Here is a 26891-nt window from a genome sequence, read left to right on the forward strand (position 1 = left end):
TAACTGCTATATAATCGCGGTTATTTTTCCGATGCTGTGTTTAATTGTTTTGTACGGGGTTCTATGGAGTTAATTCGCGGTATTCATAATATCCGTTCAAAGCATAAAGAATGTGTGCTGACGATTGGGAATTTTGACGGTGTTCATTTGGGACATAGTGCTATTTTGGCAAGGGTCAAGGCACTTGCTAAGCAATATGATGCACCGGCTGGGATCATGATTTTTGAGCCTCAGCCAAGAGAGTTTTTTGCGCCAGAAAGTGCTCCGGGTCGTATCGGGCGTTTGCGCGATAAAGTAAGGCTACTGGAAGGGCAAGGGATTGATTATGTCCTTTGTATGCCTTTCAACCCGAAATTGCAGCAGTTAAATGCACAGGCATTTTGTCAGCAGATTTTGCTAGACGGCTTGACTGTAAAGCATTTGGTTGTTGGTGATGACTTTCGATTTGGTTGTGATCGTCAGGGCGATTTTGATTACTTGCAAGAGTTCGGTAGTCAAAATGGTTTTGATGTTGAAAATACGCCTTCTGTTTTAAATGGGGTGGGTGAGCGAGTTAGTAGCACGTTAGTAAGAAGTGCTCTTGAGCGTGGTGATGTTTTGGCTGCTCAAGCGAATATGGGGCACTCTGTGTCTTTGAGTGGTCGAGTTGTGCATGGTCAGCAATTAGGGCGCAAGCTTGGGTTTCCGACAGCGAATGTTCATCTCAAAGGAATTAAATCTGCGTTATCTGGTGTGTATGCTGTGACGTTAGAAGCGGACGGTGTATCTCATAATGGCGTGGCTAATATTGGTGTTCGACCTACCGTTCAAGGTAAGACGCCAATACTAGAAGTGCATGTGTTCGATTTTAATGGCGACTTGTATGATAAGTATGTGCAAGTGACTTTTTGTCAGTTTATTAGATCGGAAAGAAAAATGGCCGGCTTAGAAGCGCTGGAAAAACAAATTCAATGTGATAAAGAAGAGGCGTTACGTTTCTTTGTCCAATCAGTGAACTGATGATCTTTGAGGATAAGTTGATAAACCATGAGTGATTATAAACCGACACTGAATTTGCCAAATACCGACTTCCCAATGCGTGGAGATTTGGCAAAACGTGAACCTGTAATGTTGAAACATTGGCAGGATATGGATCTGTATCAGAAAGTGCGTGATGTAAGTAAAGGTCGTAAATCTTTTATTCTTCATGATGGCCCTCCGTACGCAAATGGCAGTATTCATATTGGTCATGCGGTTAACAAAATCCTCAAAGATATTATTGTTAAGTCAAAAACGGTTAGTGGTTTTGATGCGCCTTATATCCCAGGTTGGGATTGTCACGGTTTGCCGATTGAGCACAAGGTTGAGCAACTCATAGGTAAAGCTGGAACAAAAGTTTCCTATAAAGAGTTTCGTGCTAAATGTCGTGAATATGCTTACACACAAATCGAAGAACAGAAGAAAGACTTTATTCGTCTTGGTGTCATGGGAGACTGGGAAAAGCCTTACCTGACTATGAACTTCCAAACGGAAGCGAATATCGTTCGAGCTTTGGGTAAGATCGCTGAAAATGGCCATCTAGTAAAAGGCTTTAAGCCAGTTTATTGGAGTGTTGTTGGTGGGTCTGCGCTCGCGGAAGCGGAAGTGGAATATCAAGATAAAACGTCTTTGTCTTTGGATGTGCGTTATGCGCCGAAAGATGAAGAGGCTTTATTGGCTAAGTTCTCTGATGTAGAAGGTGAAGGTAAGGTTTCTGTTGTTATTTGGACGACGACGCCTTGGACATTGCCTGCGAGCCAAGCGGTTTCTGTCCATCCTGAGTTTAATTATGCGCTTGTCGAAGTGGATATGGGCTTGGGTAAAGAGCGTTTGATTGTTGCTGAAGATATGGTCGAAGGTTTGATGGCGCGTTATGGTGTTGCTGATTTTCGTATAGTCGGTCGTACTGCTGGCGCTGAATTGAATGGCACAATGTTGGACCACCCATTTCTAGAGCGTGATATTCCTGTCATTTTGGGTGAGCACGTAACGACTGAGGCAGGTACGGGTTGTGTCCATACAGCACCAGATCACGGCGTAGACGATTTTAATGTTGGTCGTGAAAATGGCATTGGTACCATTAACCTTGTACAAGATAATGGTGTTTACACAGAAGCTGCAGGCGAGTTTGCTGGTTTGCATGTTTATAAAGTTGATGGTGCTGTGTTAGAGGCGCTTAATCGTAATAATGCTTTGGTTTTTGAATCGAAAATTTTTCATAGTTACCCACATTGCTGGCGTACTAAAACGCCGCTTATCTTCCGTGCTACGCCTCAATGGTTTATTAGCATGACAAAAGAAGGTTTGTTGGATGCGGCTAAGCATGCTGTTGAAGGTGTTAAATGGGTTCCAAGCTGGGGTCAAAACCGCATGGAAGGGATGTTGAATAACAGTCCTGACTGGTGTGTGTCTCGTCAGCGAACTTGGGGTGTGCCGATTGCTTTGTTTATTAACAAAGAAACACAAGAGCTTCATCCGGAAACACCTCGTTTAATTGAAGAGGTGGCTAAGCGTATTGAGGTCGAAGGTATTGATGCTTGGTTTGAAATGGAGGCCGAAGAGTTATTGGGCGCCGATGCAGAAAAATACAGTAAGGTAACGGATACGTTAGACGTTTGGTTTGATTCTGGTGTGACTCACTACTCGGTGATTGATCAGCGTGAAGAGTTAAGCTTTCCTGCCGATTTGTATTTAGAAGGTTCAGATCAGCATCGTGGTTGGTTCCAGTCTTCGCTTAAAACATCGATCGCTATCCGTGGCGTGCCTCCTTATAAACAAGTGCTTACTCATGGTTTTACCGTTGATGGTGATGGCCGTAAGATGTCTAAGTCTTTGGGTAATGTGTTGTCGCCTCAAAAAGTGATGGATACCTTGGGTGCCGATATTATTCGTTTATGGGTAGCGGCGACCGATTACACCACTGAAATGACAGTGTCTGATGAGATTCTTAAGCGAGTTGCGGATTCTTATCGCCGTATTCGTAACACTGCGCGTTTCATGATGGCTAACTTGAATGGTTTCGACCCAGCTAAAGATATGGTTGCTTCAAGGGATATGCTTGCATTAGATCGTTGGATTGTTGATCGCGCGTCATTGCTTCAAAAAGACTTAGATGCGGCTTATAACGAATACCAATTCCATACAGTGAACCAGAAAATTCAGAACTTCTGTTCAATCGATTTGGGTAGTTTTTATCTTGATGTCATCAAGGATCGTCAATATACAACACAAGAAAACAGTTTAGCTCGCCGTTCAGCGCAAACGGCTTTGTATCATGTGATGGAGGCCTTTACTCGTTGGATTGCTCCGATTTTGAGTTTCACGGCCGATGAAATTTGGCAAACTTTACCGGGTTCGCGAGGCGAATCTGTTTTCCTAGAGACTTGGTATGAAGGTCTGGAAGAGTTCTCCGGTGATGAAATGCTAGGACGCGACTTTTGGAAGCATGTATTGGAAGCGAAAGTCGCGACCAATAAAGTGATCGAAGCGGCTCGTGGTGAAGGAAAAATGAAAGCGAGTTTGAGTGCTGAAATCACCTTGTACTGTGACGATGCATTACAAGCAACACTGAATCGTTTGGGTGAAGAGTTACGGTTTGTTTTAATTGCGTCAGAAGTTAAGGTGTTGCCTCTGGGTGAAGCTGGAGCGGATGCTGCAGAAACAGATCTCGAAGGTCTGAAAGTTCATGTTGAGCTGAGTGAAAATACAAAATGTGTCCGCTGCTGGCATCATCGTGAAGAGGTTGGTAAACGTGAATCTCATCCTGAGCTTTGTGATCGTTGTATCTCTAACTTGCCAGATGGGGAAGGTGAGCAACGCCTGTACGCTTAAATGACAGTCTCTATTATGTTTAAAAGAGTTCAGCGCTGGTGGGCGCTGGCTCTCATTTTGTTTGTAGTGGATTGGATTACAAAGCAGGTGGTTGAGTCGTACTTGTCTTATGGGCAGGAGATTCCTGTACTGCCGTTTTTTGATTTAACGCTTAGATACAACACTGGTGCCGCTTTTAGCTTTCTCGCACAAGCTGGTGGCTGGCAGCGTTGGTTTTTCTCAGCGATTGCCCTAGCTGTGGTCGTTGGTATTAGTTGGCGTTTAATTAAGGTCGCGCATGAAAACCGTTGGGAGGCTCTATCTCTCACTTTTATCTTAGGCGGTGCGATCGGTAATTTATATGATCGACTTGTTTATGGTCATGTCGTTGACTTCATTCAATTTCATTGGCAGCAATCTTGGTATTTTCCTGCTTTTAATGTGGCTGATAGTGCTATCACCATTGGTGTTATTTTAATGTTGTTTGAAAGTATCTTAGTTAAGAAAACGGAAGGTGTAGGCGAATGAGTTTAATTACAAAGAGTAGTCGAGTGACTCTCTATTTTGAATTATCTCTTGAGGATGGTTCTGTAGTGGATTCTAACTTTTCTCAAGCTCCTGCGAGTTTCGTATTTGGTGATGGTAGTTTATTGCCTGCATTCGAAGAGGCTCTTCTGGGTATGTCCATAGAGCAGGAAGCAACATTTGTTATGTCTCCAGAAAAAGCATTCGGTGTTCACAACGAAAGTAATATTCAGCGAATGCCTCGATCTCAATTTGCGATGGATCTTGAAGAGGGTATGGTGGTTTCTTTTGCTGATATGAGTAAAAACGAATTGCCTGGCGTGATTGCCGAAATTGGTGAGAAAGAAGTTGTTGTTGATTTTAATCATCCGTTGGCTGGTCGTTCGCTTACTTTTAAAGTGCGTATTGTGGCAATAGAGGATGCGGCATGAGCTTTGCCATTCAACTTGCTAACCCTCGTGGATTTTGTGCGGGTGTCGATAGGGCGATAGAGATTGTAAATCGCTGCCTAGATTTGTTTGAGGCGCCTATTTATGTACGTCATGAGGTTGTACATAACAAATTTGTTGTTGAATCGCTAAAGGCTCGCGGTGCCGTTTTTGTTGATGAGTTAGATCAAGTGCCAAATGACCATATTGTTATTTTTAGTGCGCATGGTGTTTCAAAGGCAGTTCGAGATGAGGCGACTAGCCGAGGTCTGAAGGTTTTTGATGCGACTTGTCCGCTTGTGACTAAGGTACATTTAGAAGTGTTGCGTTATTCACGTGATGGAATGGAGTGTATTCTTATTGGTCACGATGGTCATCCAGAAGTGGAGGGAACCATGGGGCAATATGATGATAGGCAAGGCGGTGCCATATACCTCGTTGAAACACCGGAGGATGTGGCTAATCTATCTGTTAATAATCCAGAGAAATTAGCGTTTGTTACACAGACAACATTGTCAATGGATGATACGTCCGTTGTTATTGATGCACTACGCAGTCATTTTCCTATGATTCGCGGACCTAAGAAAGATGATATTTGCTACGCTACGCAAAATCGACAAGACGCTGTAAAAACATTAGCTGAAGAATCTCAGCTAGTGTTGGTTGTTGGTTCTGTTAATAGTTCTAACTCAAATAGATTGAAAGAATTGGCAGAGCGAATGGGTGCTAAGGCTTTTTTGATCGATAATGCTAGTGAAATTGACCCTAACTGGTTTAAAGGGATATCTAATGTTGGTGTTACCGCTGGGGCATCTGCTCCTGAGGTTTTGGTTAATGAGGTAATATCACGTCTGATTAATGAAGGTGGTAGTGTTCCTGAAGAGTTGAAAGGCAGAGAAGAAAACATTTCTTTTTCTATGCCTAAAGAACTACGTATTGTTGAGGTTTAATTTAAATTATATTTTTTGAAATTAATTTAAATTATATTCAAAAAATACTTGCAGAAAATCTGTAGATCCTTAATATACGCCCTCGCTGACACGGACAGGGCTTGACTCTCTTGCAGAGGATAAGTGGCTTAAGTGTAACGGCAACGCTCTTTAAAATAGATAATCAGATAATTTGTGTGGGCGCTCGCTAGAGACTTCAGAAGGCCATCGCATTGCTACTTGTAGCGTGTAGTTGGTCAAAAAAATTGAAGACTTACGAGAGTCTGCACGCAATTCGCTTTATGTTGGTTTGCTGTTCTTAATTGGACGGTGGATTAATTAAGTTATTTGTTAGTGTAATAGATTTGAGTGAGCATGTTCTTTAACTGAAGAGTTTGATCATGGCTCAGATTGAACGCTGGCGGCAGGCTTAACACATGCAAGTCGAGCGGTAACAGGGGAGCTTGCTCCTGCTGACGAGCGGCGGACGGGTGAGTAACGCGTAGGAATCTGCCTAGTAGAGGGGGACAACATGTGGAAACGCATGCTAATACCGCATACGCCCTGAGGGGGAAAGGAGGGGATCACTTGTGACCTTCCGCTATTAGATGAGCCTGCGTGAGATTAGCTAGTTGGTAGGGTAAAGGCCTACCAAGGCGACGATCTCTAACTGGTCTGAGAGGATGACCAGTCACACTGGGACTGAGACACGGCCCAGACTCCTACGGGAGGCAGCAGTGGGGAATATTGGACAATGGGCGCAAGCCTGATCCAGCCATGCCGCGTGTGTGAAGAAGGCCTTAGGGTTGTAAAGCACTTTCAGGGGTGAGGAAGGGTACGTTGCTAATACCAGCGTACTTTGACGTTAGCCCCAGAAGAAGCACCGGCTAACTCTGTGCCAGCAGCCGCGGTAATACAGAGGGTGCAAGCGTTAATCGGAATTACTGGGCGTAAAGCGCGCGTAGGTGGTTTGTTAAGTCTGATGTGAAATCCCAGGGCTCAACCTTGGAATGGCATCGGATACTGGCAGGCTAGAGTACGGTAGAGGGGTGTGGAATTTCCTGTGTAGCGGTGAAATGCGTAGATATAGGAAGGAACATCAGTGGCGAAGGCGACACCCTGGACTGATACTGACACTGAGGTGCGAAAGCGTGGGGAGCAAACAGGATTAGATACCCTGGTAGTCCACGCCGTAAACGATGTCTACTAGCCGTTGGGTTGTAATGACTTAGTGGCGCAGCTAACGCAATAAGTAGACCGCCTGGGGAGTACGGCCGCAAGGTTAAAACTCAAATGAATTGACGGGGGCCCGCACAAGCGGTGGAGCATGTGGTTTAATTCGAAGCAACGCGAAGAACCTTACCTACTCTTGACATCCACAGAACTTGGAAGAGATTCCTTGGTGCCTTCGGGAACTGTGAGACAGGTGCTGCATGGCTGTCGTCAGCTCGTGTTGTGAAATGTTGGGTTAAGTCCCGTAACGAGCGCAACCCTTATCCTTATTTGCCAGCACTTCGGGTGGGAACTTTAAGGAGACTGCCGGTGACAAACCGGAGGAAGGTGGGGACGACGTCAAGTCATCATGGCCCTTACGAGTAGGGCTACACACGTGCTACAATGGCGTATACAAAGGGCTGCAAGCTAGCGATAGTGAGCGAATCCCATAAAGTACGTCGTAGTCCGGATTGGAGTCTGCAACTCGACTCCATGAAGTCGGAATCGCTAGTAATCGTGGATCAGAATGCCACGGTGAATACGTTCCCGGGCCTTGTACACACCGCCCGTCACACCATGGGAGTTGATTGCTCCAGAAGTAGCTAGCTTAACCCTTCGGGGATGGCGGTTACCACGGAGTGGTCAATGACTGGGGTGAAGTCGTAACAAGGTAGCCCTAGGGGAACCTGGGGCTGGATCACCTCCTTAAACGATAGAAGCTCTGGTGAGCGTTCACACAAATTATCTGATGGTACAAGTTGGCGAGAGCTGATGACGTACAATATCTACTTTATAAGAAGCACAGAAAGTATTTGGGTCTGTAGCTCAGTTGGTTAGAGCGCACCCCTGATAAGGGTGAGGTCGGCCGTTCAAATCGGCCCAGACCCACCAATTCTTCAAGAATTGATTTTGGTTCAAAGCTGAAATGACGTTGGTTAGAGAGTAACCCCATTCCTTAATAAAGAGTGGTGAGGTTGATGTCTTTCCGTTCAAATCGGCCCAGACCCACCAAATACAACTAAGTGAAAGATATGGGGCTATAGCTCAGCTGGGAGAGCGCCTGCTTTGCACGCAGGAGGTCTGCGGTTCGATCCCGCATAGCTCCACCATTTCTCCTTAGTATTTCTGTGTAAAAGATTAGCTAGAGTTCTAAGCAAGACGCTAAAAAGAAACCAATTAAGAAAGTTATTTCTTAATGTGTTTCTGATTTTTAGTCTCTGACTTAGTGCTTTGCACTAAACTTGCTCTTTAACAATTCGAATTTTGAAATAACGATAAATCAAGCGTTAAACCGGTGGAAGTTCACTTTAACCTAGTGACTTCTATTATCGTAAATCCTAGGAGGTACAAAAGCTCTTAGGTATGTGATCCGAAACTATTTTGGGTTATATGGTCAAGTGACCAAGCGTGCACGGTGGATGCCTTGGCAGTCAGAGGCGATGAAGGACGTGGTAATCTGCGAAAAGGTTCGGGGAGTCGATAAACAGGCTTTGATCCGAACATGTCCGAATGGGGAAACCCACCCGCTTGCGGGTATCGTATGGTGAATACATAGCCATACGAGGCGAACGAGGGGAACTGAAACATCTAAGTACCCTTAGGAAAAGAAATCAACCGAGATTCCCTAAGTAGCGGCGAGCGAAAGGGGATTAGCCCTTAAGTGGTTTAGGTGTTAGTAGAAGGCTCTGGAAAGGGCCGCCGTAGAGGGTGATAGCCCCGTATACGAAAACACCTTTATCATGAAAACGAGTAGGACGGGACACGTGATATCCTGTCTGAATATGGGGGGACCATCCTCCAAGGCTAAATACTCCTGACTGACCGATAGTGAACCAGTACCGTGAGGGAAAGGCGAAAAGAACCCCTGTGAGGGGAGTGAAATAGATCCTGAAACCGTGTACGTACAAGCAGTGGGAGCGGACTTGTTCCGTGACTGCGTACCTTTTGTATAATGGGTCAACGACTTATTTTCAGTAGCAAGGTTAAGCGAGTAGTGGAGCCGTAGGGAAACCGAGTCTTAATAGGGCGTTTAGTTGCTGGGAATAGACCCGAAACCGGGCGATCTATCCATGAGCAGGTTGAAGGTTGGGTAACACTAACTGGAGGACCGAACCCACGTACGTTGAAAAGTCCGGGGATGACTTGTGGATAGGAGTGAAAGGCTAATCAAGCTCGGAGATAGCTGGTTCTCCTCGAAAGCTATTTAGGTAGCGCCTCGTATCTCACCATTGGGGGTAGAGCACTGTTTGGGCTAGGGGGTCATCCCGACTTACCAACCCCATGCAAACTCCGAATACCAATGAGTGCAATTACGGGAGACACACGGCGGGTGCTAACGTCCGTCGTGGAAAGGGAAACAACCCAGACCGTCAGCTAAGGTCCCAAAGTTACAGTTAAGTGGGAAACGATGTGGGAAGGCTTAGACAGCTAGGAGGTTGGCTTAGAAGCAGCCATCCTTTAAAGAAAGCGTAATAGCTCACTAGTCGAGTCGGCCTGCGCGGAAGATATAACGGGGCTCAAACTGTACACCGAAGCTACGGATGCTTAGTTTACTAGGCATGGTAGAGGAGCGTTCTGTAAGCCGTTGAAGGTCAAGCTGTAAGGCAGGCTGGAGGTATCAGAAGTGCGAATGTTGACATGAGTAACGATAAGGGGAGTGAAAAACTCCCCCGCCGGAAGACCAAGGTTTCCTGTCCCATGTTAATCAGGGCAGGGTGAGTCGGCCCCTAAGGCGAGGCAGAAATGCGTAGTCGATGGGAAACAGGTTAATATTCCTGTACTCGTACATATTGCGATGGAGAGACGGAGAAGGCTAGGCCAGCACAGCGATGGTTGTCTGTGTTTAAGGCGGTAGGTTAGGTGCTTAGGCAAATCCGGGCACCTCCCTTTATTGGGGAGACCGAGAACTGACGACGAGCCCTCTTTTGGGTGAAGTGGTTGATGCCATGCTTCCAGGAAAAACTTCTAAGCTTCAGATATGTTCGAACCGTACCCCAAACCGACACAGGTGGTCAGGTAGAGAATACCAAGGCGCTTGAGAGAACTCGGGTGAAGGAACTAGGCAAAATGGTACCGTAACTTCGGGAGAAGGTACGCCGGCCGGTGTGAAGGACTTGCTCCGTAAGCACTAGTCGGTCGAAGATACCAGGTGGCTGCGACTGTTTATTAAAAACACAGCACTCTGCAAACACGAAAGTGGACGTATAGGGTGTGACGCCTGCCCGGTGCTTGAAGGTTAATTGATGGGGTTAGCGTAAGCGAAGCTCTTGATCGAAGCCCAAGTAAACGGCGGCCGTAACTATAACGGTCCTAAGGTAGCGAAATTCCTTGTCGGGTAAGTTCCGACCTGCACGAATGGCGTAACGATGGCCACACTGTCTCCACCCGAGACTCAGTGAAATTGAAATCGCAGTGAAGATGCTGTGTATCCGCGGCTAGACGGAAAGACCCCGTGAACCTTTACTATAGCTTCACAGTGAACTTTGAACCTATTTGTGTAGGATAGGTGGGAGGCTTTGAAGATAGGACGCCAGTTCTATTGGAGCCAATCTTGAAATACCACCCTGGTATGTTTGAGGTTCTAACTCAGGTCCATTATCTGGATCGAGGACACTGTGTGGTGGGTAGTTTGACTGGGGCGGTCTCCTCCCAAAGAGTAACGGAGGAGCACGAAGGTGTGCTCAGCATGGTCGGAAATCATGCATAGAGTGTAAAGGCAAAAGCACGCTTAACTGCGAGACAGACACGTCGAGCAGGTACGAAAGTAGGTCTTAGTGATCCGGTGGTTCTGTATGGAAGGGCCATCGCTCAACGGATAAAAGGTACTCCGGGGATAACAGGCTGATACCGCCCAAGAGTTCACATCGACGGCGGTGTTTGGCACCTCGATGTCGGCTCATCACATCCTGGGGCTGAAGCCGGTCCCAAGGGTATGGCTGTTCGCCATTTAAAGTGGTACGCGAGCTGGGTTTAGAACGTCGTGAGACAGTTCGGTCCCTATCTGCCGTGGACGTTTGAGATTTGAGAGGAGCTGCTCCTAGTACGAGAGGACCGGAGTGGACGAACCTCTGGTGTTCCGGTTGTCACGCCAGTGGCATTGCCGGGTAGCTACGTTCGGACGGGATAACCGCTGAAAGCATCTAAGCGGGAAGCCTCCCTCAAGATAAGATCTCACTGGGACATAAGTCCCCTAAAGAGCCGTTCGAGACTAGGACGTTGATAGGTTGGGTGTGTAAGTGCTGTGAGGCATTGAGCTAACCAATACTAATTGCTCGTGAGGCTTGACCATATAACACCAAAGTGGTTTTAAGATACATATTACGATAGAAACTGGTTTAACCTTGATTACCGTTATTTCAAAACGAATTGTTAAAGATCCAAGCATGTCTTCGCGTGTTTTGGTAAGGCGACAAAGAGAACATCGAATAAGATGAACTCAGCCACCAGAACGAACGCAACCGAATTGCTTGACGATCATAGAGACGTTGAACCACCTGATCCCATCCCGAACTCAGAAGTGAAAAGCGTCATCGCCGATGGTAGTGTGGGAGATCCCATGTGAGAGTAGGTCGTCGTCAAGCTTATAATACTAAGAGCCCCACATAGCCAACGCTGTGTGGGGTTTTTTATTGCAGATAAGCATGTGAGAACACTAAGTCGTCAAGCTTATAATACTAAGAGCCCCACATAGCCAACGCTGTGTGGGGTTTTTTATTGTAGCTAAGCATGTGAGAACACTAAGTCGTCAAGCTTATAATACTAAGAGCCCCACATAGCCAACGCTGTCAGGGTTTTTTTCGTTCTGGCCTATTTGGAAACGAGCGCGTCTTGGTTGTCATTTACTTGCGCCTGTCTCGTGCCTCGACGCGTCTGCGTAAATGACAACCAAGAAGCTACTCCTTTAGATCTACTGCCTTACCTTCTATTGTTTAGGCCTTCCTCGTGCCCTGTGCCTCGACCCGTCAGCGTCAATCAAAAACAACACCCCATCGTTTAAGGTATTAGTGTGATCGAAAGGCAAGGAAGTGATCTTATTAGATTCCGTGATATTAGGTTAAGAATAGAAAAAGCCCTGATAGGAGAACCTATCAGGGCTTTTAGTTATACAGAATACAGAAATCTAATAACGCTTGAGTTGTTAATAACTTAAGCACTTATCCACTTCGTTTGCGGCCCCAAGTATAACGGCTACGCGTTGGTGGATAGCTTCAGGTTGTATGTCTAGAATACGTTGAGTGTGTGTATGAGCTTTTCCGCCAGCTTGCTCTAATAACATTGCCATTGGGTTCGCTTCATACATAAGGCGCAGTTTGCCAGCTTTAGTAGGGTCTTTGTTATCCCATGGGTAAATGAAAATACCACCCCGACAAAGGATGCGGTGTACATCGCCAACCATTGCTGCAACCCAACGCATATTAAAATCTTTTTCACGAGAGCCATCTTTGCCTTTTATAAGATCATTAACATAGCCTTGTATGCTCTTAGACCAAAAGCGCTGATTAGACATGTTGATAGCAAACTCTTGAGTTTCTTTAGGGACAGTAATTTGCTCATGAGTAAGAATAAAGGTTTGTTTGGTCGGATCATAAGTGAACATGTTGACTCCATCGCCTGTTGTCAAAACTAGCATTGTTGATGGGCCATAAAGTACATAACCTGCCGCCACTTGTTCTTTGCCAGGAATTAGGAAGTCGGCTTCTATTGCTGGCTTGTCACCTGTTTGGTGATAGATAGAAAAAATTGTCCCAACCATCGCATTTATGTCGATGTTCGATGATCCATCGAGAGGGTCAAAAGCAATAAAATACTCGCCATCTGTATTTGCTGGAACGATGTAATCTTCTTCTTCTGATGCGATGGCCCTTACAGCAGAACAGGCTGCTAGTGCATCTTTCAACATATCGTTAGAAATGACATCTAGTTTTTTCTGTTCTTCTCCTTGAACGTTTTCATTTCCAGCCATGCCTAAGATGCCAGCCAATGAACCTTGTTTAAGCGCATCAGAAATAGTTATACAGGTTTCAGTGGTCACTGTTAAAACAGTTTGTAATGCTTTCGGTGTTGAGCTTGATACTAAAACATCAGATAGGTTTTGCATTGTCTGGCATTTCCTTATTATTTAGGTTGTTGAAATTATGCCATTCTAGGAAGAGAGTGTCAGCCAAGGTGCTTCTTTAGCGCGAAAATAAATAGGGAAAGCATGTTTTTTCGGATAATCTACGCGAACTACTAAGGGGAATAGATATGTCTGCGTTTGTTGTATATAACTTAGAACTTGATGGTCAGGGTGGTGCTGCTACTTTGTCTGATTCGGATTTACCAAAAACTCTACCAGACCATGGTAGTCGTTGGGTGCATTTGGACGGCCTTGGAGATGATGGTCGAGAGTGGTTATCAAGTCTAGATGATGTTTCTGAAACAGTCGTAGAGGCCTTATTTGCAGAAGAGACACGCCCACGTACAGTCAGAATGGGTGAAGGTCTGCTATTGACTCTACGAGGTGTTAACTTAAACCCTGAATCCAATCCATCGGATATGGTGTCTTTACGCCTTTGGGTAACACCGCATTTTATTGTGTCGAGTCGTCGCCGGAAACTATTGTCTGTACAAGACGTGGTGCGAGACCTTTCTAATAATGAAGGCCCAATTAATACAGCAGATATTGTTTCGACTCTGACTGAAACATTAACTGGACGCATGGCAACTGTGATTTCCAGCTTAGAAGATGAGCTAGCTGATTTAGAGGAAAGTATCGGCGAGCAAATCGAAGTTGGTCAGCGCGATTCATTAGTAAAACGTCGTCTTGAAATTATTCGTTTACGACGTTTTTTAGTACCGCAAAAAGAAGCCATTAATAAATTGTCACAAGAATCTCACACTTGGATGACCACAGAGCAAATTTCTCAAGTTCAGGAAGCCGCTAACGATATTACTCGTTATGTGGAAGGGCTTGAATCATTACGTGAGCGTTGTTTATTAATGCAGGAAGAGTTTGCTAACTTGCAGGCAGAAAAAATGAATGCTCGTATGTATGTGCTTTCTATTTTGTCTGGTATTTTTATGCCATTGGGTTTTTTGACAGGATTGTTTGGGATTAATATTGGTGGTATGCCTGGTACAGGCAGTGATGCTGCATTTTGGCTATTTTGTATTGCTTTAGCTGTTCTGGGCGGTGGGCAATTTCTCTTGATGAGAAGAAGTCGCTGGTTCTAATTAACTAGTATTGAATTAAAAATAATATGAAACATGCAAGGCTTCTGAACAGTAGAAGCTTTGCATGTCGCTTAAACTATCTTTTTAGAGTCTTGATACCGTCGTTTGTCGCAATCAGCAAAATATCCGCTGAGCGTTTAGCGAACAGACCATTGGTAACCACACCTACAATCCCATCGATGCTTTTTTCTAATGCAATTGGGTCAAGGATTTCTAAGTTATAGACATCTAATATATGATTGCCGTTATCGGTTATTACACCTTCACGATAAACTGGATCACCACCCAGTTTTACTAGTTCACGGGCAACATGACCACGCGCCATCGGGATAATCTCAACAGGTAAAGGAAAGTCTCCTAACACATTGACTAATTTCGATTCATCCGCAATACAAACAAACTCTTCACTACAAGCAGCGACGATTTTCTCGCGGGTTAATGCCGCGCCCCCGCCTTTTATCAAATGTAAGTGTTCGTTAGATTCATCAGCACCGTCCACATAGACGCGAATCTCATTGACGCTATTTAAATCGTAGACAGGAATGCCATGCTTTTTAAGTCGCTCAGCAGAGGCTTCAGAACTTGCCACTGTACCATCGAACTTGCTTTTGTGTTTTGCCAATTCATCAATGAATAAGTTTGCAGTCGAGCCAGTTCCAACACCTACAATAGTGTCAGATTCCAATATAGGAAGAATGTAGCTAACGGCGGCTTCAGCAACCGCTTGCTTGAGTTCGTTTTGAGTCATGGTGTTGAGCCTTTGGTTATTGTTTTTCACAGATCTTTAGAAGAAAGTTGCCTCTGATGGTCAAGATATTATAAGCGCTTCATTTTGTGATTGTTACCCTGTTAGATCAGTCTATGGGATGTTTTTATCGACTTTTACCTTTGTGTTTAACCGGATCTGTCTTTGCGTGAAGAGTGGTGAAAGAGTATATTTCATGTTCGGTTTTTTTGATTCGCAAAGTCCGTCTCTTTTATTGCAGAAAATCCATTGCAATATATGTGTTGTAAAGAATAGCAGCACGGACGACTTATATTTTCGTTTAGGAAGTACTATGCCCCATTCCATGATTAAAAAAATTCTACAGGCGCGCGTTTATGACGTTGCCGTAGAAACACCACTGTCTCGTGCTAATCAATTATCTAATCGATTAGGTAACGAGATTATTTTGAAGCGAGAAGATTTACAGCCTGTTTTCTCATTCAAAATTCGTGGGGCATACAACAAAATTTGTCAATTAACACCAGAAGAGCGCGCTAAAGGCGTGATTGCTGCTTCCGCTGGAAATCATGCACAAGGTTTAGCTTTAGCGGCGAAAAAGCTTGGTATTCAAGCGACGATTGTTATGCCGGCCACCACACCTGAAGTGAAAGTTAGTGCTGTTCGTAACCATGGTGCAGAAGTTATTTTATTTGGTGATGCATTTGATGAGGCATCGGCAAAGTCTCGCGAAATCATGGAGAAAACAGGTCAAGTATATGTTCATCCATTTGATGATTTGGATACTATTGCAGGTCAAGGTACGATCGGCATGGAAATCTTGCGTCAGCAAACGGGCCACATCGATGCGATTTTTATTCCTGTTGGTGGTGGGGGGTTAATCGCCGGAGTTTCTGCTTACATTAAATATCTACGTCCAGATATTAAAATAATTGGTGTTGAGCCAGAAGATGCTGCTTGTCTAAAAGTCGCATTGGAAAAAGGCAAACCAACTCGTTTGGCTCAAGTGGGTATTTTTGCAGAAGGCGTTGCGGTCGCAGAGATTGGTCAGAACACCTTTAACATTGCCAAAGACACTGTTGATGAAGTGATCACTGTAACGACAGATGAAATGTGTGCCGCGATCAAAGACATCTACGATGATACTCGCGCGATCACAGAACCCGCTGGTGCTTGTGCGTTAGCAGGACTGAAAAAATACATCGAGCGAGAAGGGGCGAAAGGTCAAACCTTAATCGCTATCAACAGTGGCGCGAACGTTAACTTTGACCGTTTACGTCATGTTTCAGAACGCGCTGAGTTAGGTGAAAAACGTGAAGCCATTATCGCGGTAAAAATTCCAGAACATCCAGGTAGCTTCAAGGATTTCTGTCAGGCTTTGGTTGGTCGAAGCATTACCGAGTTTAATTACCGATACGGTGATGATAAGCAAGCTGTAATCTTTGTTGGTGTGGCTTTGGGTGGTAGTCCTCATAGTCGTAAAGAACTATTGAATGATCTGAAAGATTACGAAATAACGGATTTAACGGACGATGAAACCGCTAAAGTTCATGTTCGTCATATGATTGGTGGTCATTTGCGCAGTGAAAAAGGTGAGTTACTTTACAGTTTCGAATTTCCTGAACGTCCTGGTGCATTGTTGAAATTCCTTAATATGCTTGGAGGGCAGTGGAATATTTCTATGTTCCATTATCGCAATCATGGTGATGCTTATGGTCGAGTTCTAGTCGGCTTGCAAGCGGCAGGAGAAGAAACTGATGTAACCCATTACTTGGATGAACTGGGTTATCCATATCAAGACGAAAATAACAATGAAGCCTGCAAGCTGTTCTTTCGCTAAAAGCATGAAAATCAGTTATCATTAGCGCCATTATTTTCTTGAATTCAGCCCTCTGATTGCACAAACAATCAGAGGGCTGTGTGATTCTGATGTGTTGCCATTAAAACAACACACATACTGTTTAAAGGTCTTCTGTAGTGAATATTCAAACTCTTCTTAATCAACGTATTCAAGCCGCAATGGTTACCGCCGGCGCATCAGATACGGCACTGGCTTTAGTTCGTCAATCTGCGAAAGCACAATTTGGTGACTACCAAGCGAATGGCATCATGGGCGCGGCAAAAGCATTGAAGATGAATCCTCGTGATTTTGCTCAAGCCACCTTAGAAAAGTTAGATTTATCTGATATTGCTGACAAGATCGAAATTGCTGGACCAGGCTTTATTAATATTTTTCTGAAAAATATCTGGTTAGGTAAAGAGCTTGTTCAGCTTCGCACCAGTGAACGTCTTGATGTGAACGAAGTGACTGCTCCAGAAACCGTTGTGGTTGATTATTCTTCACCAAATCTTGCCAAAGAGATGCATGTTGGTCATTTACGTTCGACGGTGATTGGCGATGCAGTGGTACGCACGTTGGAGTTTCTTGGTCATCGTGTGGTTCGTCAAAATCACGTAGGTGACTGGGGAACACAATTCGGTATGTTGCTAGCGTATATGGAACGTTTACGTTCTGAATCTGCTGAAATCAGCATGGTTTTGTCAGATCTTGAAACCTTTTACCGTGCGGCAAAAAACTGTTTCGATGAAGATGAAGGTTTTGCAACACGCGCTCGTGAATTGGTTGTTGCCTTGCAATCTGGAGATGAAGGCTGTTTAGCGTTGTGGGACGAGTTCATTAATATCTCTTTGGCTCATTGTGAAGAAACTTATCGAGAGTTAGGTGTTTCTTTGGAACGTCAGCATGTTATGCCTGAAAGTGCTTATAACGATGATCTACAGAACGTCGTAAACGAGTTAACTGAACAAGGTTTATTACAAGAGTCTAATGGTGCGCAATGTGTCTTCATGGAAGAGTTTGCTAACAAAGAGGGTGAGATTACGCCTGTTATTGTGCAAAAAACCGGTGGAGGCTTTTTATATGCGACAACGGATTTAGCTGCGGTTCGTTTCCGTCAACATACGTTAGACGCTGATCGCGTTCTGTATTTTGTTGATGCGCGCCAATCTTTGCATTTTCAGCAAATCTTCACTTTATCTCGTAAAGCTGGTTTTGTTAAACCAGAAACGCAATTAGAACACATGCCATTTGGTACTGTAATGGGTTCTGATGGGAAACCATTTAAGACGCGCTCTGGTGGTGTAGCAAAATTATCTGACTTGCTAGACGAAGCAAAAGAGCGAGCGTATAAACTGGTTGCATCTAAGAATACGGATATGGACGAAGAAGAGCTTCGTAACATTGGTCGTGTTGTAGGTATTGCTTCGGTTAAATACGCTGATCTTTCAAAAAATCGTACTAGTGATTATGTTTTCAACTGGGATACCATGTTGAGCTTTGAAGGCAATACAGCACCTTATTTGCTGTACGCTTATTCTCGAGTAGCGAGTATCGTAAAACGTTCCGAGATGGATGTAGCGAGCTTAACTGGTGACATTTCAATTGTTGCTGATCAAGAGCGTGCGTTAGCGGTTAAGTTATGTCAGTTTGAAGAAGCGATTCAACAAGTTGCGAATGATGGTATGCCGCATTTCTTATGTGCTTATCTATATGATTTAGCAGGTACTTTTATGACATTCTATGAAGCCTGCCCAATTTTGAACGCAGAAGAAGATGTTAAACAGAGTCGTCTTCAATTGGCCCTGAATACAGCATCAACATTGAAGCTCGGTTTGTCGTTATTAGGTATTGAAACACTAGAACGTATGTAATATGTGTTTTACTTAATGAATAAACGAAAGGCGCTTTTTCTTTGTGATAAGCGCCTTTTTTTAGACCTAAAATCAGGTCGAACATCTAGTTGGAAATAAAATTTAAGAAGTAGGAAGAAATCAGATGAAGATTTATATTGCTTACACTGGCGGTACCATTGGTATGGTGCCATCTGAGCAGGGATTAGTGCCTGATGCGGCTTTTGCAGATCATCTTGCTAAGCAATTGAACGGATTTGATGAACTGACTCATGATTTTGTTATACAGAGCTATTCTGATCTGATCGATTCTTCCAATGCTACACCAAAAGACTGGACTATGATTGCTCGTGATATCGAAAGTAAATGGCAAGAGTTCGACGCCTTTATTGTATTGCATGGTACAGACACCATGGCTTATACCGCAGCGGCTTTGTCTTTTATGTTTGCAGACAGTGATAAGTCAATTATCGTCACTGGCTCCCAAGTACCGATGTTCAAAGCTAGAACAGATGCGATGATTAATGTGTTGGGAGCCATCTCTGCCTGTGAAGAGTCGGCTTGTAAAGAATTAGGCCGTGAAGGCGTGGCTAATGGAGTGTCTTTATTCTTTGGCGGACGTTTGATCAAAGGCGATCGAGCCCACAAAGCCCACACCAGTGACTGGCAAGCATTCCGTTCTCCAAATTCGCCAGAACGCGGTCTCTTGGGAATCGATTGGCGCTGGCAAGAAAGCTCGCAGGCAGCATCTCCTATGACCGTTCAGATTCCAGAAATGGCGGAAGAAGCAGTTACTATTCTCCCTGTTTTCCCCGGTGTACAAGCTGAGCATTGGCAAGGTTTATTGAACGAAAAAGTGAAAGGAGCTGTGCTATTAAGCTATGGTGCTGGCAATGCCCCAGATAAAAATGAAGCCTTATTAGCACTATTAAAGGCCGCAACGGATCGGGGTGTGGTGGTTGTGAATATTAGTCAATGCGGAGCGGGTAGTGTGGTTGCTGGCGCTTATGCGGCAGGGTCTGCATTAGTAGAAGTTGGTGTCACGTCAGGTAAAGACATGACCTACGAAGCAGCGTTTACGAAGCTGCATTTTCTTATTGGATTAGGCTTAAGTAGTAGAGAAATAAGAGAGTCGTTTTAATAGTAACAAGGTATTTTCCTGTTTTGTTAAAGGTTACTTGTTATCAACTTAATGAGTGTCTATCTAATGTATTTAGCGGAAGAAATTTAATGGCGTTTTTATACCTACTACTAGTGCTCATTTGGTCTATGGGGTTTATCACTGGGAAATTTATTGTCGGATTGATTGACCCTAATGTGTATCTGAGCATTCGTTTTGTGTGTGCTGGTTTATTATTCGCAACTATTGCGTTATTACTGCGTCGACCTTTTCCTAAGAGGAAGGAGCTACCTAAGCATATTATTGCTGGTATGTTGATGAATGGCTTTTATCTCGGTTTCGCTTATGTTGCTATAGCCAAGGGATTACCTGCGGGAATTATGGCTTTAATTGGCGCCTTGCAGCCAGCTTTGGTGACCTTGTTGGCATTCTTATTGATAAAAGAGAAGACCTCTTTTAAAGGCATTGTTGGCATATTTGTCGGTATGTTTGGTCTGTTTTTGGTAGTTAGCCCAGCATTAAGCATAAGCAGTGGTGGCGTTTCTGTACTCACTTTGGTACTTGCTTGTACTGCAATACTAGCGCTTTCTCTTGGCATGACTTACCAAAAAATGTCTATTTCATCGTCTGATATTTTCAGTTCCATGGCGGTGCAAAACCTTGCAGCCAGTGTCGTTTCCTGCGGCTTTATGCTTTTCCTTGGTGAACAGTTATTTGTTATGCAATGGCAATCTTTCGCATTGGTTGTGTGGGGTGTTCTTGTATTGTCGGGCTGTGGCGTTTTCTTAATGGTTTTTCTACTGAGAAAAACCAAAGCGTCTCAAGTATCTACCATGTTATTGCTCGCACCACCTTTGGCCGCGGTAGAGAGTTATTTCTTGTTTAGTGAGTCGATGACGACTATTCAAATAGTAGGCTTTGTGGTGACTATTGCCGGCGTCTATTTGAGTAGGGCGAAAGCTAGTTAGAAAGTTTCTTTTCTAATATTCTCAATCTTGCTTCTGTTCGATCAAGTTGCGTACCAAACTTCTCTAAGTTATCGATATGGTGTTCGATTTCAATCTTGCTTGGTAAAAGTTGGCTGTCTGATTGTAAGTGGTTCACAAGCTGAATGCGGGCATGGGTAGTGAACTCTTTGCTCCATGACCATTGCGTGCGCAGTAAACGCGCCAAGGCTGAAGCGGGTAAGTCGCCGATATAATCGGCTAATAAACCTTCCCAATCGAATTCAAAATTCTCCATGACTTTATGCAGTGTCATCAAGGCTTGTGCGTTGCCTTGAATACGTAAATCACCATCAAAAAATCCATCACCTTCAAGTAGTTTTCTATAGGCTGAGCTTGGTCCTTGCACTAATGTGTCGAGGCGTGGATCAAGTTCTACTTCGTCCAAACTTTCTGGACGATGCAGCATGACGCCTTGTTCAAGAATATGGATTTGTAAAATGAAGGAAAAGTCTTCGATGTACAGAAAAACCTGTTGTCCCGCTAACTTAGTCAGACGATCTTGAGAAGGAGTGTCTTGTTTTAAGGCAAGATTGATAGCACTTTCAATAGCGCTGATTGCTGACAAGCTAAGTGAACCCATGAGGCTTTCCTGATAATGGTTTAAAACAGCGATTTAAAGCTGATGAATTTGGATAACCGAAGTTTCCCGCGTCTGGCCTTCTTTTTCAAGGCGGTCTAGATACATTTGCCAAAGTTCATCACGGTTTTTGCCCAAGTTGTAGAGATACTCCCATGTATAAAGACCGGTATCGTGACCATCATCAAAGGAAATTTTCAGCGCATAATTACCAGCGCCTTCCACGTCGTTCACTTTTACGTCTTTTTTTCCATACTGGAGGATTGGCATTTGCATACCGTGTCCACGAACTTCAGCCGAAGGCGAGTGAATACGGAGGTATTCAGCACTTAGGCGAAAGCTTTGACCGTCAGCAAAGGTCAACGCCAACTCACGAGACTGCTTGTGATAGTGAATGTGTGTTGGCGTCGGTGTTGCCATAATGGTTTCCTACAGAATGTATTGGCTTAAGTCTTCGTTTTCAGCGATTTCACCCAGCTGCTCGTCTACGTAAGCGGCTGTGATATCAATCGTCTGATCATCTGGCATATCGCTGGCAGAGTAAGACACTTCTTCTAACAAGCGCTCTAACACCGTGTGTAAGCGACGTGCACCGATGTTTTCAGTACGTTCATTTACTTGGAAAGCAATTTCAGCAAGACGATGAATGCCTTCTGCGGTGAAGTTTAAATTGATGTTCTCGGTTTTAGCCAAAGCAACATATTGTTTCGTTAGTGATGCGCTTGGTTCAACTAAAATACGTTTGAAGTCGTCCACGGTAAGCGCATCTAATTCGACACGAATAGGTAAGCGACCTTGTAGTTCAGGAATCAAATCTGATGGTTTAGACAGGTGGAACGCGCCAGATGCGATGAACAAAATGTGGTCTGTTTTCACCATGCCGTATTTGGTACTTACGGTACAACCTTCAACCAGAGGCAGTAAATCACGCTGTACACCTTCACGAGACACTTCGCCCCCAGAACGTTCAGAGCTTTTCGCAACCTTATCGATTTCGTCTAAGAATACAATGCCGTTCTGTTCTACTGCGTCAACCGCTCGTGCTTTTAGTTCTTCTTCATTTACTAGCTTAGCTGCTTCTTCATCACGAACTTGGCGTAAAGCTTCTTTAACTTTCATTTTACGTTTTTTGGTTTTATTCGAACCAAAATTAGAGAACATGTTTTGCAGCTGGCTGGTCATTTCTTCCATGCCAGGTGGAGTCATGATTTCAACGCCAATTGGTGCGTCAGCGACATCTATATCTATTTCTTTATCATCAAGTTGGCCTTCACGTAATTTTTTACGGAAAGTTTGTCGAGTACTGTTATCTTCTAATTCTGGATCGCCACCACGAGCAGGAGGTAACAATACATCGAGAATACGATCTTCAGCGGCATCTTCTGCTTTGTGGCGTAGCTTAGCTGTTTCTTGTTCGCGAAGCATTTTGATTGCCATTTCTACGAGATCACGAATGATGGATTCGACATCGCGACCAACATAACCCACTTCAGTAAATTTTGTGGCTTCGATTTTAATAAAAGGCGCGTTTGATAGTTTAGCTAAGCGACGAGCAATCTCGGTTTTACCCACACCTGTTGGCCCAATCATGAGGATATTTTTTGGTGTCACTTCTGCGCGCATTTCTTCAGGAAGTTGCATGCGACGCCAGCGGTTACGTAGTGCAATGGCTACCGCTCGTTTGGCTTTTTGTTGGCCAATAATATGGTTGTCTAAGGCGTTAACCGTCTCTCTTGGGGTCATGTTACTCATATTCATTCTCTTTATGTTCTTGAGTGTTCAAGTGCTTGTTTAGGGTATTTTAGTGTGCGCACTTGTTAGTTCGCATGTTCAGCGGACTTGTCTTCAATTTGAGGATCGATAGTGATTTCTTCGACCGTTAAGCTATGGTTTGTGAAGACACAAATATCAGCCGCTATGTTAAGGCTTTTCTCAACAATGTCTCTTGCAGAAAGTTCTGTGTTGTCGATTAAGGCACGTGCAGCGGCTTCAGCATAATTGCCGCCTGAACCGATAGCCAGTGCGCCGTGTTGAGGTTCAACAACATCGCCTGTGCCAGTGATAATTAAGGTGCTTTCTTTATTCGCGACAATCAGCATGGCTTCTAGTTTGCGCAGTGCTCTGTCTGAACGCCAATCTTTAGCAAGGTCAACCGCAGCACGAACGAGATGGCCTTGATGCTTTTCAAGCTGACCTTCGAATCGTTCGAATAAAGTGAAAGCATCAGCCGTGCCACCTGCGAATCCAGCAATTACTTCACCATGGTATAAGCGACGCACTTTACGAGCGTTACCCTTCATCACAGTGTTGCCTAGAGAAACTTGTCCATCGCCGCCTACGACGACTTGGTTGCCTTTACGTACAGTAAGAATCGTTGTCATGGTCTACTCCAGTTTCGATACTAACGAAATGGGGGCGAGCGAAAGGATTTCAAGCGAAGATTGCATACAGAAATGGGTTTCACATTTAGTATGCAATCTAAGGAAGGTATTTATACTTCTTCAGAAACTCGCCATATTTGACGATTCCTCTGAAGAATTGGTGATGAGAGGACTTATTCTTTGTTTATTCGATAAGAATAAGGGGATATTTCCATCGAAACGAGTTTGTCCTCTGCTCTATTCATTTTTGAACGTGACTCATAAGGACCAAGTATGACGCGATACCAAGGTAAATCGTCTTTACCAATAGTTTTCCGGATACTGGTTTCAACTAACCCTGATAAAATTAATTTAGCTCGTAATCTGTCTGCATCTTCTGGGCTGCGGAAGGAAGCAGCTTGAAGCATGTAGTAAAAGTCTTGCTCGCCACGGGGGGTTGATTGATAAGCGTCTACATGGCTGGTGTCGACTTCACTGTCTTGCAGTATTTGATAAAACTCGAATGTGTCTTTCTTTGGTACAGCTTTGACTGTAGGTTCCTTTTTCGCCTGTACTTTTGCCTGAGCCTTAGGTGCTACTGTCTTCGGTTGTACTTGTGGTTTTACTACTGGTACTGGCTTGGTTTTTGGTTCGACTTGGCTAAGTTGCATCAATCCATAAATAAAAGCCACCAATATAATAGGTACTAAAAGCCATAACCACCAAGGCGTTTTGCGTTTTGGTGGTGGAGACGATCGACGAGTCGCACCTTTCTTTGGGCGACTTCCTTTTGCTGCAATTTGAATGGGATTAAACATAGTTTGGGCTTTTGACTTTTTATAAGTTGAGACACCGTGTGCAATGCGCACATTATGCTTGCTTGGTTAGTAAGTTTCCAGTGGATCAACGTCAATAGCAAAACGAATTTTGTGTTGTCTTGTAGATTGTTCCAACCATTGGGTGATCATTTGTGTTGCTTGATGCAAAGGGCCACGGTGTGGAGACTTAATCGAGATAAGAGCTCTATGTTGTCCTGCCTTTCGAACTATGATGGCGGCATAAGGGCCAACAAGATACACATCTTTTGCAAAGTAGGGTTCTAAGTCGTTTCTCATCGCCGCTAAAAGCTGCATAGCTTCCTGTTCATTACTGGATTCTGCTCGAACGATTACCTGATGATAGAAGGGTGGTAGAGATAAAGACTTGCGCTCGGCTAAACCATCAATAGCGAAATGTTCGTAGCCAAGATTACATAAACATTCTATTGCAGCATGATCTGGGTGATAGGTTTGCAGTAACACATGACCTGGCTTTTTCGCTCGACCCGCTCGACCTGCGACCTGGGTGATTAGTTGTGCGGTTCGTTCCATGCCTCTAAAGTCGGAGGAAAAAAGCCCTGCATCGGCATCCATAATAATGACCAAGGTAACATTTGGAAAGTGATGTCCTTTGGCAAGCATTTGAGTGCCAATAAGGATTGCCTGATCATGTTCATGGATCTTCTGCGTAAGCTTTTCCATCGCAGTCTTACGTTGAGTGCTGTCTCTATCAATTCGTAAGATAGGTGTATCTTTAAAAAGTGTGTGCAGCTGGGTTTCTATCTGTTCGGTTCCTTCCCCTACGGTAAAGAGTTCTTCTGACTGACATTCTGGACAAGTGTGCAGTAAAGCTTTTTGAGTATCACAATGGTGGCAATGTAGCTTATTAGCACGTTTATGAACGGTGAGATTCACGTCACAATGATCGCAGGCAGCAATCCAACCGCATTGATGGCACATGAGTGTTGGTGCATAGCCTCGTCGATTCAAGAATATGAGAACTTGTTCTTTACGTTCTAAACACAGTTTCATGCTAGCAAGGGCGTGTTCACTGAATCCGTGAATCAGGCTTTTTCCTCGAAGATCCACTCGCTCCATTTCTGGAATATGAGCATTTCCGGCACGTTTTCTAAGCTTTAACCAAGTGAATTTTTTTTGCAGGGCATTGGTTAAACTTTCATAAGATGGTGTTGCCGATGCCAGTAGAACTGGAATGTCTAAAGATTGAGCACGTTTAATGGCAAGATCACGGGCGTGATAACGAAAACCTTCATGCTGTTTGTAAGAGGTGTCGTGTTCTTCATCTATCACGATTAGGCCAAGATTCGGTGCGGGAATAAAAGCGGACGAACGTGTACCAATAATAATTTTCGCATGTCCATTGGCGGCTAGTAACCAAGCATCTAAGCGTTCTCTATCACTCATATTGGAATGCATTAAAACAATGTCAGTGTTAAAGCGGACTTCAAAGCGTTTTAGTGTCTGTGGTGTTAGGCCAATCTCTGGCACCATTACTAGGATCTGTTTACCTTCCTCTATAAGACGTTCCATAAGACGCAGAAAAACTTCGGTTTTGCCACTCCCTGTGACGCCATCTAACAAGGACACATGAAAGTGATGGCGAGTATCTAACAGTTCTTCTGTTGCGAGAGCTTGTTCTGGATTGAGTGTTGGTGGTACTTGTGTTTGGTGTGAATGTTTTTCACCACCTTTGTTAAATGAGCGAGGCTCTCGGCGTAGTAGACCTTTTTCTTCCAAAGTTTTACCAGCTGCAGGTGCAAGATCCAGAACAGAGACAGCTTGCTGACTTAATCCGTTTGGATGCTGTTGAACGGCTTTTAGGAAGTCTTGCTGTCGTGGTGCTCGACTTAATTGATCGAGAGGAAGGTTTTGACCTTCTGGTGTCGTCAGCCACCAGTTTTCTGTACGAAACTCAGCATTTTCACCTTTTCGTAAGAGCACAGGTAGCGCGTGAAAAATGACATCACCAATAGGGTGATGATAATAACGAGCAGCCCATTCGCACAGTGCCATGAGCTCAGGGGTAATGACAGGGCTTTCGTCATGCAAGGAGGTGAGTGGTTTGACTTGTTCTGGATCCCAATCGCTGGCTTCGCTTAAAGCGACAATAACGCCAAGACGACTGCTTTTTCCAAAAGGTACCTTGATTCGCATCCCTGGTTTTAATTCATGTCTTAGGGCAATAGCCTTTGGTACTTTATAGTCAAATAAAGTACGCATAGGTACTGGTAAAGCGACCTTGATGAAAGGGTATGGAGTAAGAAGCGCCTCTTGCATGCGTTAGGTTAGACCCTTGTTCAGTTAAAGCAGAAAATTAAATAAAAAGCAGAAAATAGACTAATGAATTAAGTGTACGACAGAGTGGTGGTTAGGTGCGAGAGGCAATTTTATAAGAAAGTGTGGCATTTATAAGGATAGAGTAATAAAAAAGTTGCTT

At 44.2% G+C, this 26891-nt stretch carries 18 protein-coding genes, 2 tRNA genes and 3 rRNA genes; 15 read left to right on the forward strand and 8 right to left on the reverse strand.

All coding sequences use genetic code 11. From position 1 onward, the window contains the following. The first annotated feature begins 63 nt into the window (after positions 1–63). From ribF to rrf, 10 genes are all read left to right on the forward strand, one after another. Positions 64–999: a bifunctional riboflavin kinase/FAD synthetase gene (gene ribF / locus AC0L3Y_RS06685; RefSeq protein ID WP_473470037.1), complete on the forward strand. Its 936-nt coding sequence runs from the start codon at positions 64–66 to the stop codon at positions 997–999. A gap of 27 nt (positions 1000–1026) precedes the next feature. Beyond that, on the forward strand, positions 1027–3849 hold the full coding sequence (gene ileS / locus AC0L3Y_RS06690; protein ID WP_473470038.1) for an isoleucine--tRNA ligase: 2823 nt from the start codon (positions 1027–1029) through the stop codon (positions 3847–3849). Between the two features lie 15 nt (positions 3850–3864). Beyond that, positions 3865–4356, forward strand: coding sequence for a signal peptidase II (gene lspA, locus AC0L3Y_RS06695; RefSeq protein ID WP_473470039.1), 492 nt, complete (start codon positions 3865–3867; stop codon positions 4354–4356). Then, positions 4353–4784, forward strand: a complete 432-nt coding sequence (locus AC0L3Y_RS06700) for an FKBP-type peptidyl-prolyl cis-trans isomerase (RefSeq protein WP_473470040.1) — start codon at positions 4353–4355, stop codon at positions 4782–4784. The genes lspA and AC0L3Y_RS06700 overlap by 4 nt, the downstream gene beginning before the upstream one ends. Further along, on the forward strand, positions 4781–5731 hold the full coding sequence (gene ispH / locus AC0L3Y_RS06705; protein WP_473470041.1) for a 4-hydroxy-3-methylbut-2-enyl diphosphate reductase: 951 nt from the start codon (positions 4781–4783) through the stop codon (positions 5729–5731). The genes AC0L3Y_RS06700 and ispH overlap by 4 nt, the downstream gene beginning before the upstream one ends. A 362-nt stretch (positions 5732–6093) precedes the next feature. After that, positions 6094–7633 (forward strand): 16S ribosomal RNA (locus tag AC0L3Y_RS06710). 106 nt (positions 7634–7739) lie between these two features. Then, positions 7740–7816, forward strand: a tRNA-Ile gene (locus AC0L3Y_RS06715). 142 nt (positions 7817–7958) lie between these two features. Next, positions 7959–8034, forward strand: a tRNA-Ala gene (locus tag AC0L3Y_RS06720). Between the two features lie 282 nt (positions 8035–8316). Further along, positions 8317–11213, forward strand: a 23S ribosomal RNA gene (locus tag AC0L3Y_RS06725). A gap of 177 nt (positions 11214–11390) precedes the next feature. Further along, positions 11391–11505: ribosomal RNA gene (rrf, locus tag AC0L3Y_RS06730) — 5S ribosomal RNA — on the forward strand. The 16S, 23S and 5S rRNA genes sit together here with 2 tRNA genes alongside, the layout of an rRNA operon. A gap of 557 nt (positions 11506–12062) precedes the next feature. On the opposite strand, the gene AC0L3Y_RS06735 is transcribed toward rrf, so the two are convergent. Next, on the reverse strand, positions 12063–13022 hold the full coding sequence (locus AC0L3Y_RS06735) for a class 1 fructose-bisphosphatase (RefSeq protein ID WP_473470042.1): 960 nt from the start codon (positions 13020–13022) through the stop codon (positions 12063–12065). A 146-nt stretch (positions 13023–13168) separates the two neighbouring features. On the opposite strand from AC0L3Y_RS06735, the gene AC0L3Y_RS06740 reads away from it, so the two are divergent. After that, entirely contained in the window at positions 13169–14137 is a 969-nt protein-coding gene (locus AC0L3Y_RS06740; protein WP_473470043.1) for a zinc transporter ZntB, read from the forward strand. 76 nt (positions 14138–14213) lie between these two features. On the opposite strand, the gene rpiA is transcribed toward AC0L3Y_RS06740, so the two are convergent. After that, positions 14214–14885: a ribose-5-phosphate isomerase RpiA gene (gene rpiA, locus AC0L3Y_RS06745; protein WP_473470044.1), complete on the reverse strand. Its 672-nt coding sequence runs from the start codon at positions 14883–14885 to the stop codon at positions 14214–14216. 310 nt (positions 14886–15195) lie between these two features. Here rpiA and ilvA point away from each other — a divergent pair, with 310 nt between their 5' ends. The 4 genes from ilvA (at position 15196) to AC0L3Y_RS06765 (ending at position 20639) form a co-directional block, all read left to right on the forward strand. Then, a complete protein-coding gene (ilvA, locus tag AC0L3Y_RS06750) occupies positions 15196–16701 on the forward strand; it encodes a threonine ammonia-lyase, biosynthetic (RefSeq protein WP_473470045.1) in 1506 nt (501 codons plus the stop codon). Positions 16702–16838: 137 nt separating this feature from the next. Continuing rightward, positions 16839–18572: an arginine--tRNA ligase gene (gene argS / locus AC0L3Y_RS06755; protein WP_473470046.1), complete on the forward strand. Its 1734-nt coding sequence runs from the start codon at positions 16839–16841 to the stop codon at positions 18570–18572. A 124-nt stretch (positions 18573–18696) separates the two neighbouring features. Further along, positions 18697–19692, forward strand: coding sequence for a type I asparaginase (locus AC0L3Y_RS06760; RefSeq protein ID WP_473470047.1), 996 nt, complete (start codon positions 18697–18699; stop codon positions 19690–19692). A gap of 89 nt (positions 19693–19781) precedes the next feature. Beyond that, positions 19782–20639: a DMT family transporter gene (locus AC0L3Y_RS06765; protein WP_473470048.1), complete on the forward strand. Its 858-nt coding sequence runs from the start codon at positions 19782–19784 to the stop codon at positions 20637–20639. Here the strand turns inward: AC0L3Y_RS06765 and AC0L3Y_RS06770 are convergent. The 6 genes from AC0L3Y_RS06770 to AC0L3Y_RS06795 all read right to left on the reverse strand — a co-directional run bounded on the left by AC0L3Y_RS06770 (position 20632) and on the right by AC0L3Y_RS06795 (position 26731). After that, a complete protein-coding gene (locus tag AC0L3Y_RS06770; protein ID WP_473470049.1) occupies positions 20632–21258 on the reverse strand; it encodes a ubiquinone biosynthesis accessory factor UbiJ in 627 nt (208 codons plus the stop codon). The two genes, AC0L3Y_RS06765 and AC0L3Y_RS06770, sit on opposite strands and share 8 nt — an antisense overlap. A gap of 33 nt (positions 21259–21291) precedes the next feature. Next, complete coding sequence (locus tag AC0L3Y_RS06775; RefSeq protein WP_473470050.1) at positions 21292–21675, reverse strand: gamma-butyrobetaine hydroxylase family protein; 384 nt, start codon at positions 21673–21675, stop codon at positions 21292–21294. A gap of 9 nt (positions 21676–21684) precedes the next feature. Next, on the reverse strand, positions 21685–23007 hold the full coding sequence (hslU, locus tag AC0L3Y_RS06780) for an ATP-dependent protease ATPase subunit HslU (protein ID WP_473470051.1): 1323 nt from the start codon (positions 23005–23007) through the stop codon (positions 21685–21687). A 65-nt stretch (positions 23008–23072) separates the two neighbouring features. Continuing rightward, positions 23073–23636: an ATP-dependent protease subunit HslV gene (gene hslV, locus AC0L3Y_RS06785; RefSeq protein WP_473470052.1), complete on the reverse strand. Its 564-nt coding sequence runs from the start codon at positions 23634–23636 to the stop codon at positions 23073–23075. Positions 23637–23809: 173 nt separating this feature from the next. After that, a complete protein-coding gene (locus tag AC0L3Y_RS06790) occupies positions 23810–24433 on the reverse strand; it encodes an SPOR domain-containing protein (RefSeq protein WP_473470053.1) in 624 nt (207 codons plus the stop codon). A gap of 66 nt (positions 24434–24499) precedes the next feature. Beyond that, positions 24500–26731 (reverse strand): primosomal protein N', encoded by a 2232-nt coding sequence (locus tag AC0L3Y_RS06795; RefSeq protein WP_473470054.1) that lies wholly within the window; start codon positions 26729–26731, stop codon positions 24500–24502. Positions 26732–26891 lie beyond the last annotated feature (160 nt).

This window comes from Marinomonas sp. GJ51-14 (genome assembly GCF_055808695.1).

Bases quoted from the DNA above. Each gene is read 5' to 3' on its own strand.
- ribF (WP_473470037.1), top strand. From the start codon at position 64: ATGGAGTTAATTCGCGGTATTCATAATATCCGTTCAAAGCATAAAGAA.
- ileS (WP_473470038.1), top strand. From the start codon at position 1,027: ATGAGTGATTATAAACCGACACTGAATTTGCCAAATACCGACTTCCCA.
- lspA (WP_473470039.1), top strand. From the start codon at position 3,865: ATGTTTAAAAGAGTTCAGCGCTGGTGGGCGCTGGCTCTCATTTTGTTT.
- AC0L3Y_RS06700 (WP_473470040.1), top strand. From the start codon at position 4,353: ATGAGTTTAATTACAAAGAGTAGTCGAGTGACTCTCTATTTTGAATTA.
- ispH (WP_473470041.1), top strand. From the start codon at position 4,781: ATGAGCTTTGCCATTCAACTTGCTAACCCTCGTGGATTTTGTGCGGGT.
- AC0L3Y_RS06735 (WP_473470042.1), bottom strand. From the start codon at position 13,022: ATGCAAAACCTATCTGATGTTTTAGTATCAAGCTCAACACCGAAAGCA.
- AC0L3Y_RS06740 (WP_473470043.1), top strand. From the start codon at position 13,169: ATGTCTGCGTTTGTTGTATATAACTTAGAACTTGATGGTCAGGGTGGT.
- rpiA (WP_473470044.1), bottom strand. From the start codon at position 14,885: ATGACTCAAAACGAACTCAAGCAAGCGGTTGCTGAAGCCGCCGTTAGC.
- ilvA (WP_473470045.1), top strand. From the start codon at position 15,196: ATGCCCCATTCCATGATTAAAAAAATTCTACAGGCGCGCGTTTATGAC.
- AC0L3Y_RS06760 (WP_473470047.1), top strand. From the start codon at position 18,697: ATGAAGATTTATATTGCTTACACTGGCGGTACCATTGGTATGGTGCCA.
- AC0L3Y_RS06765 (WP_473470048.1), top strand. From the start codon at position 19,782: ATGGCGTTTTTATACCTACTACTAGTGCTCATTTGGTCTATGGGGTTT.
- AC0L3Y_RS06770 (WP_473470049.1), bottom strand. From the start codon at position 21,258: ATGGGTTCACTTAGCTTGTCAGCAATCAGCGCTATTGAAAGTGCTATC.
- AC0L3Y_RS06775 (WP_473470050.1), bottom strand. From the start codon at position 21,675: ATGGCAACACCGACGCCAACACACATTCACTATCACAAGCAGTCTCGT.
- hslU (WP_473470051.1), bottom strand. From the start codon at position 23,007: ATGAGTAACATGACCCCAAGAGAGACGGTTAACGCCTTAGACAACCAT.
- hslV (WP_473470052.1), bottom strand. From the start codon at position 23,636: ATGACAACGATTCTTACTGTACGTAAAGGCAACCAAGTCGTCGTAGGC.
- AC0L3Y_RS06790 (WP_473470053.1), bottom strand. From the start codon at position 24,433: ATGTTTAATCCCATTCAAATTGCAGCAAAAGGAAGTCGCCCAAAGAAA.
- AC0L3Y_RS06795 (WP_473470054.1), bottom strand. From the start codon at position 26,731: ATGCAAGAGGCGCTTCTTACTCCATACCCTTTCATCAAGGTCGCTTTA.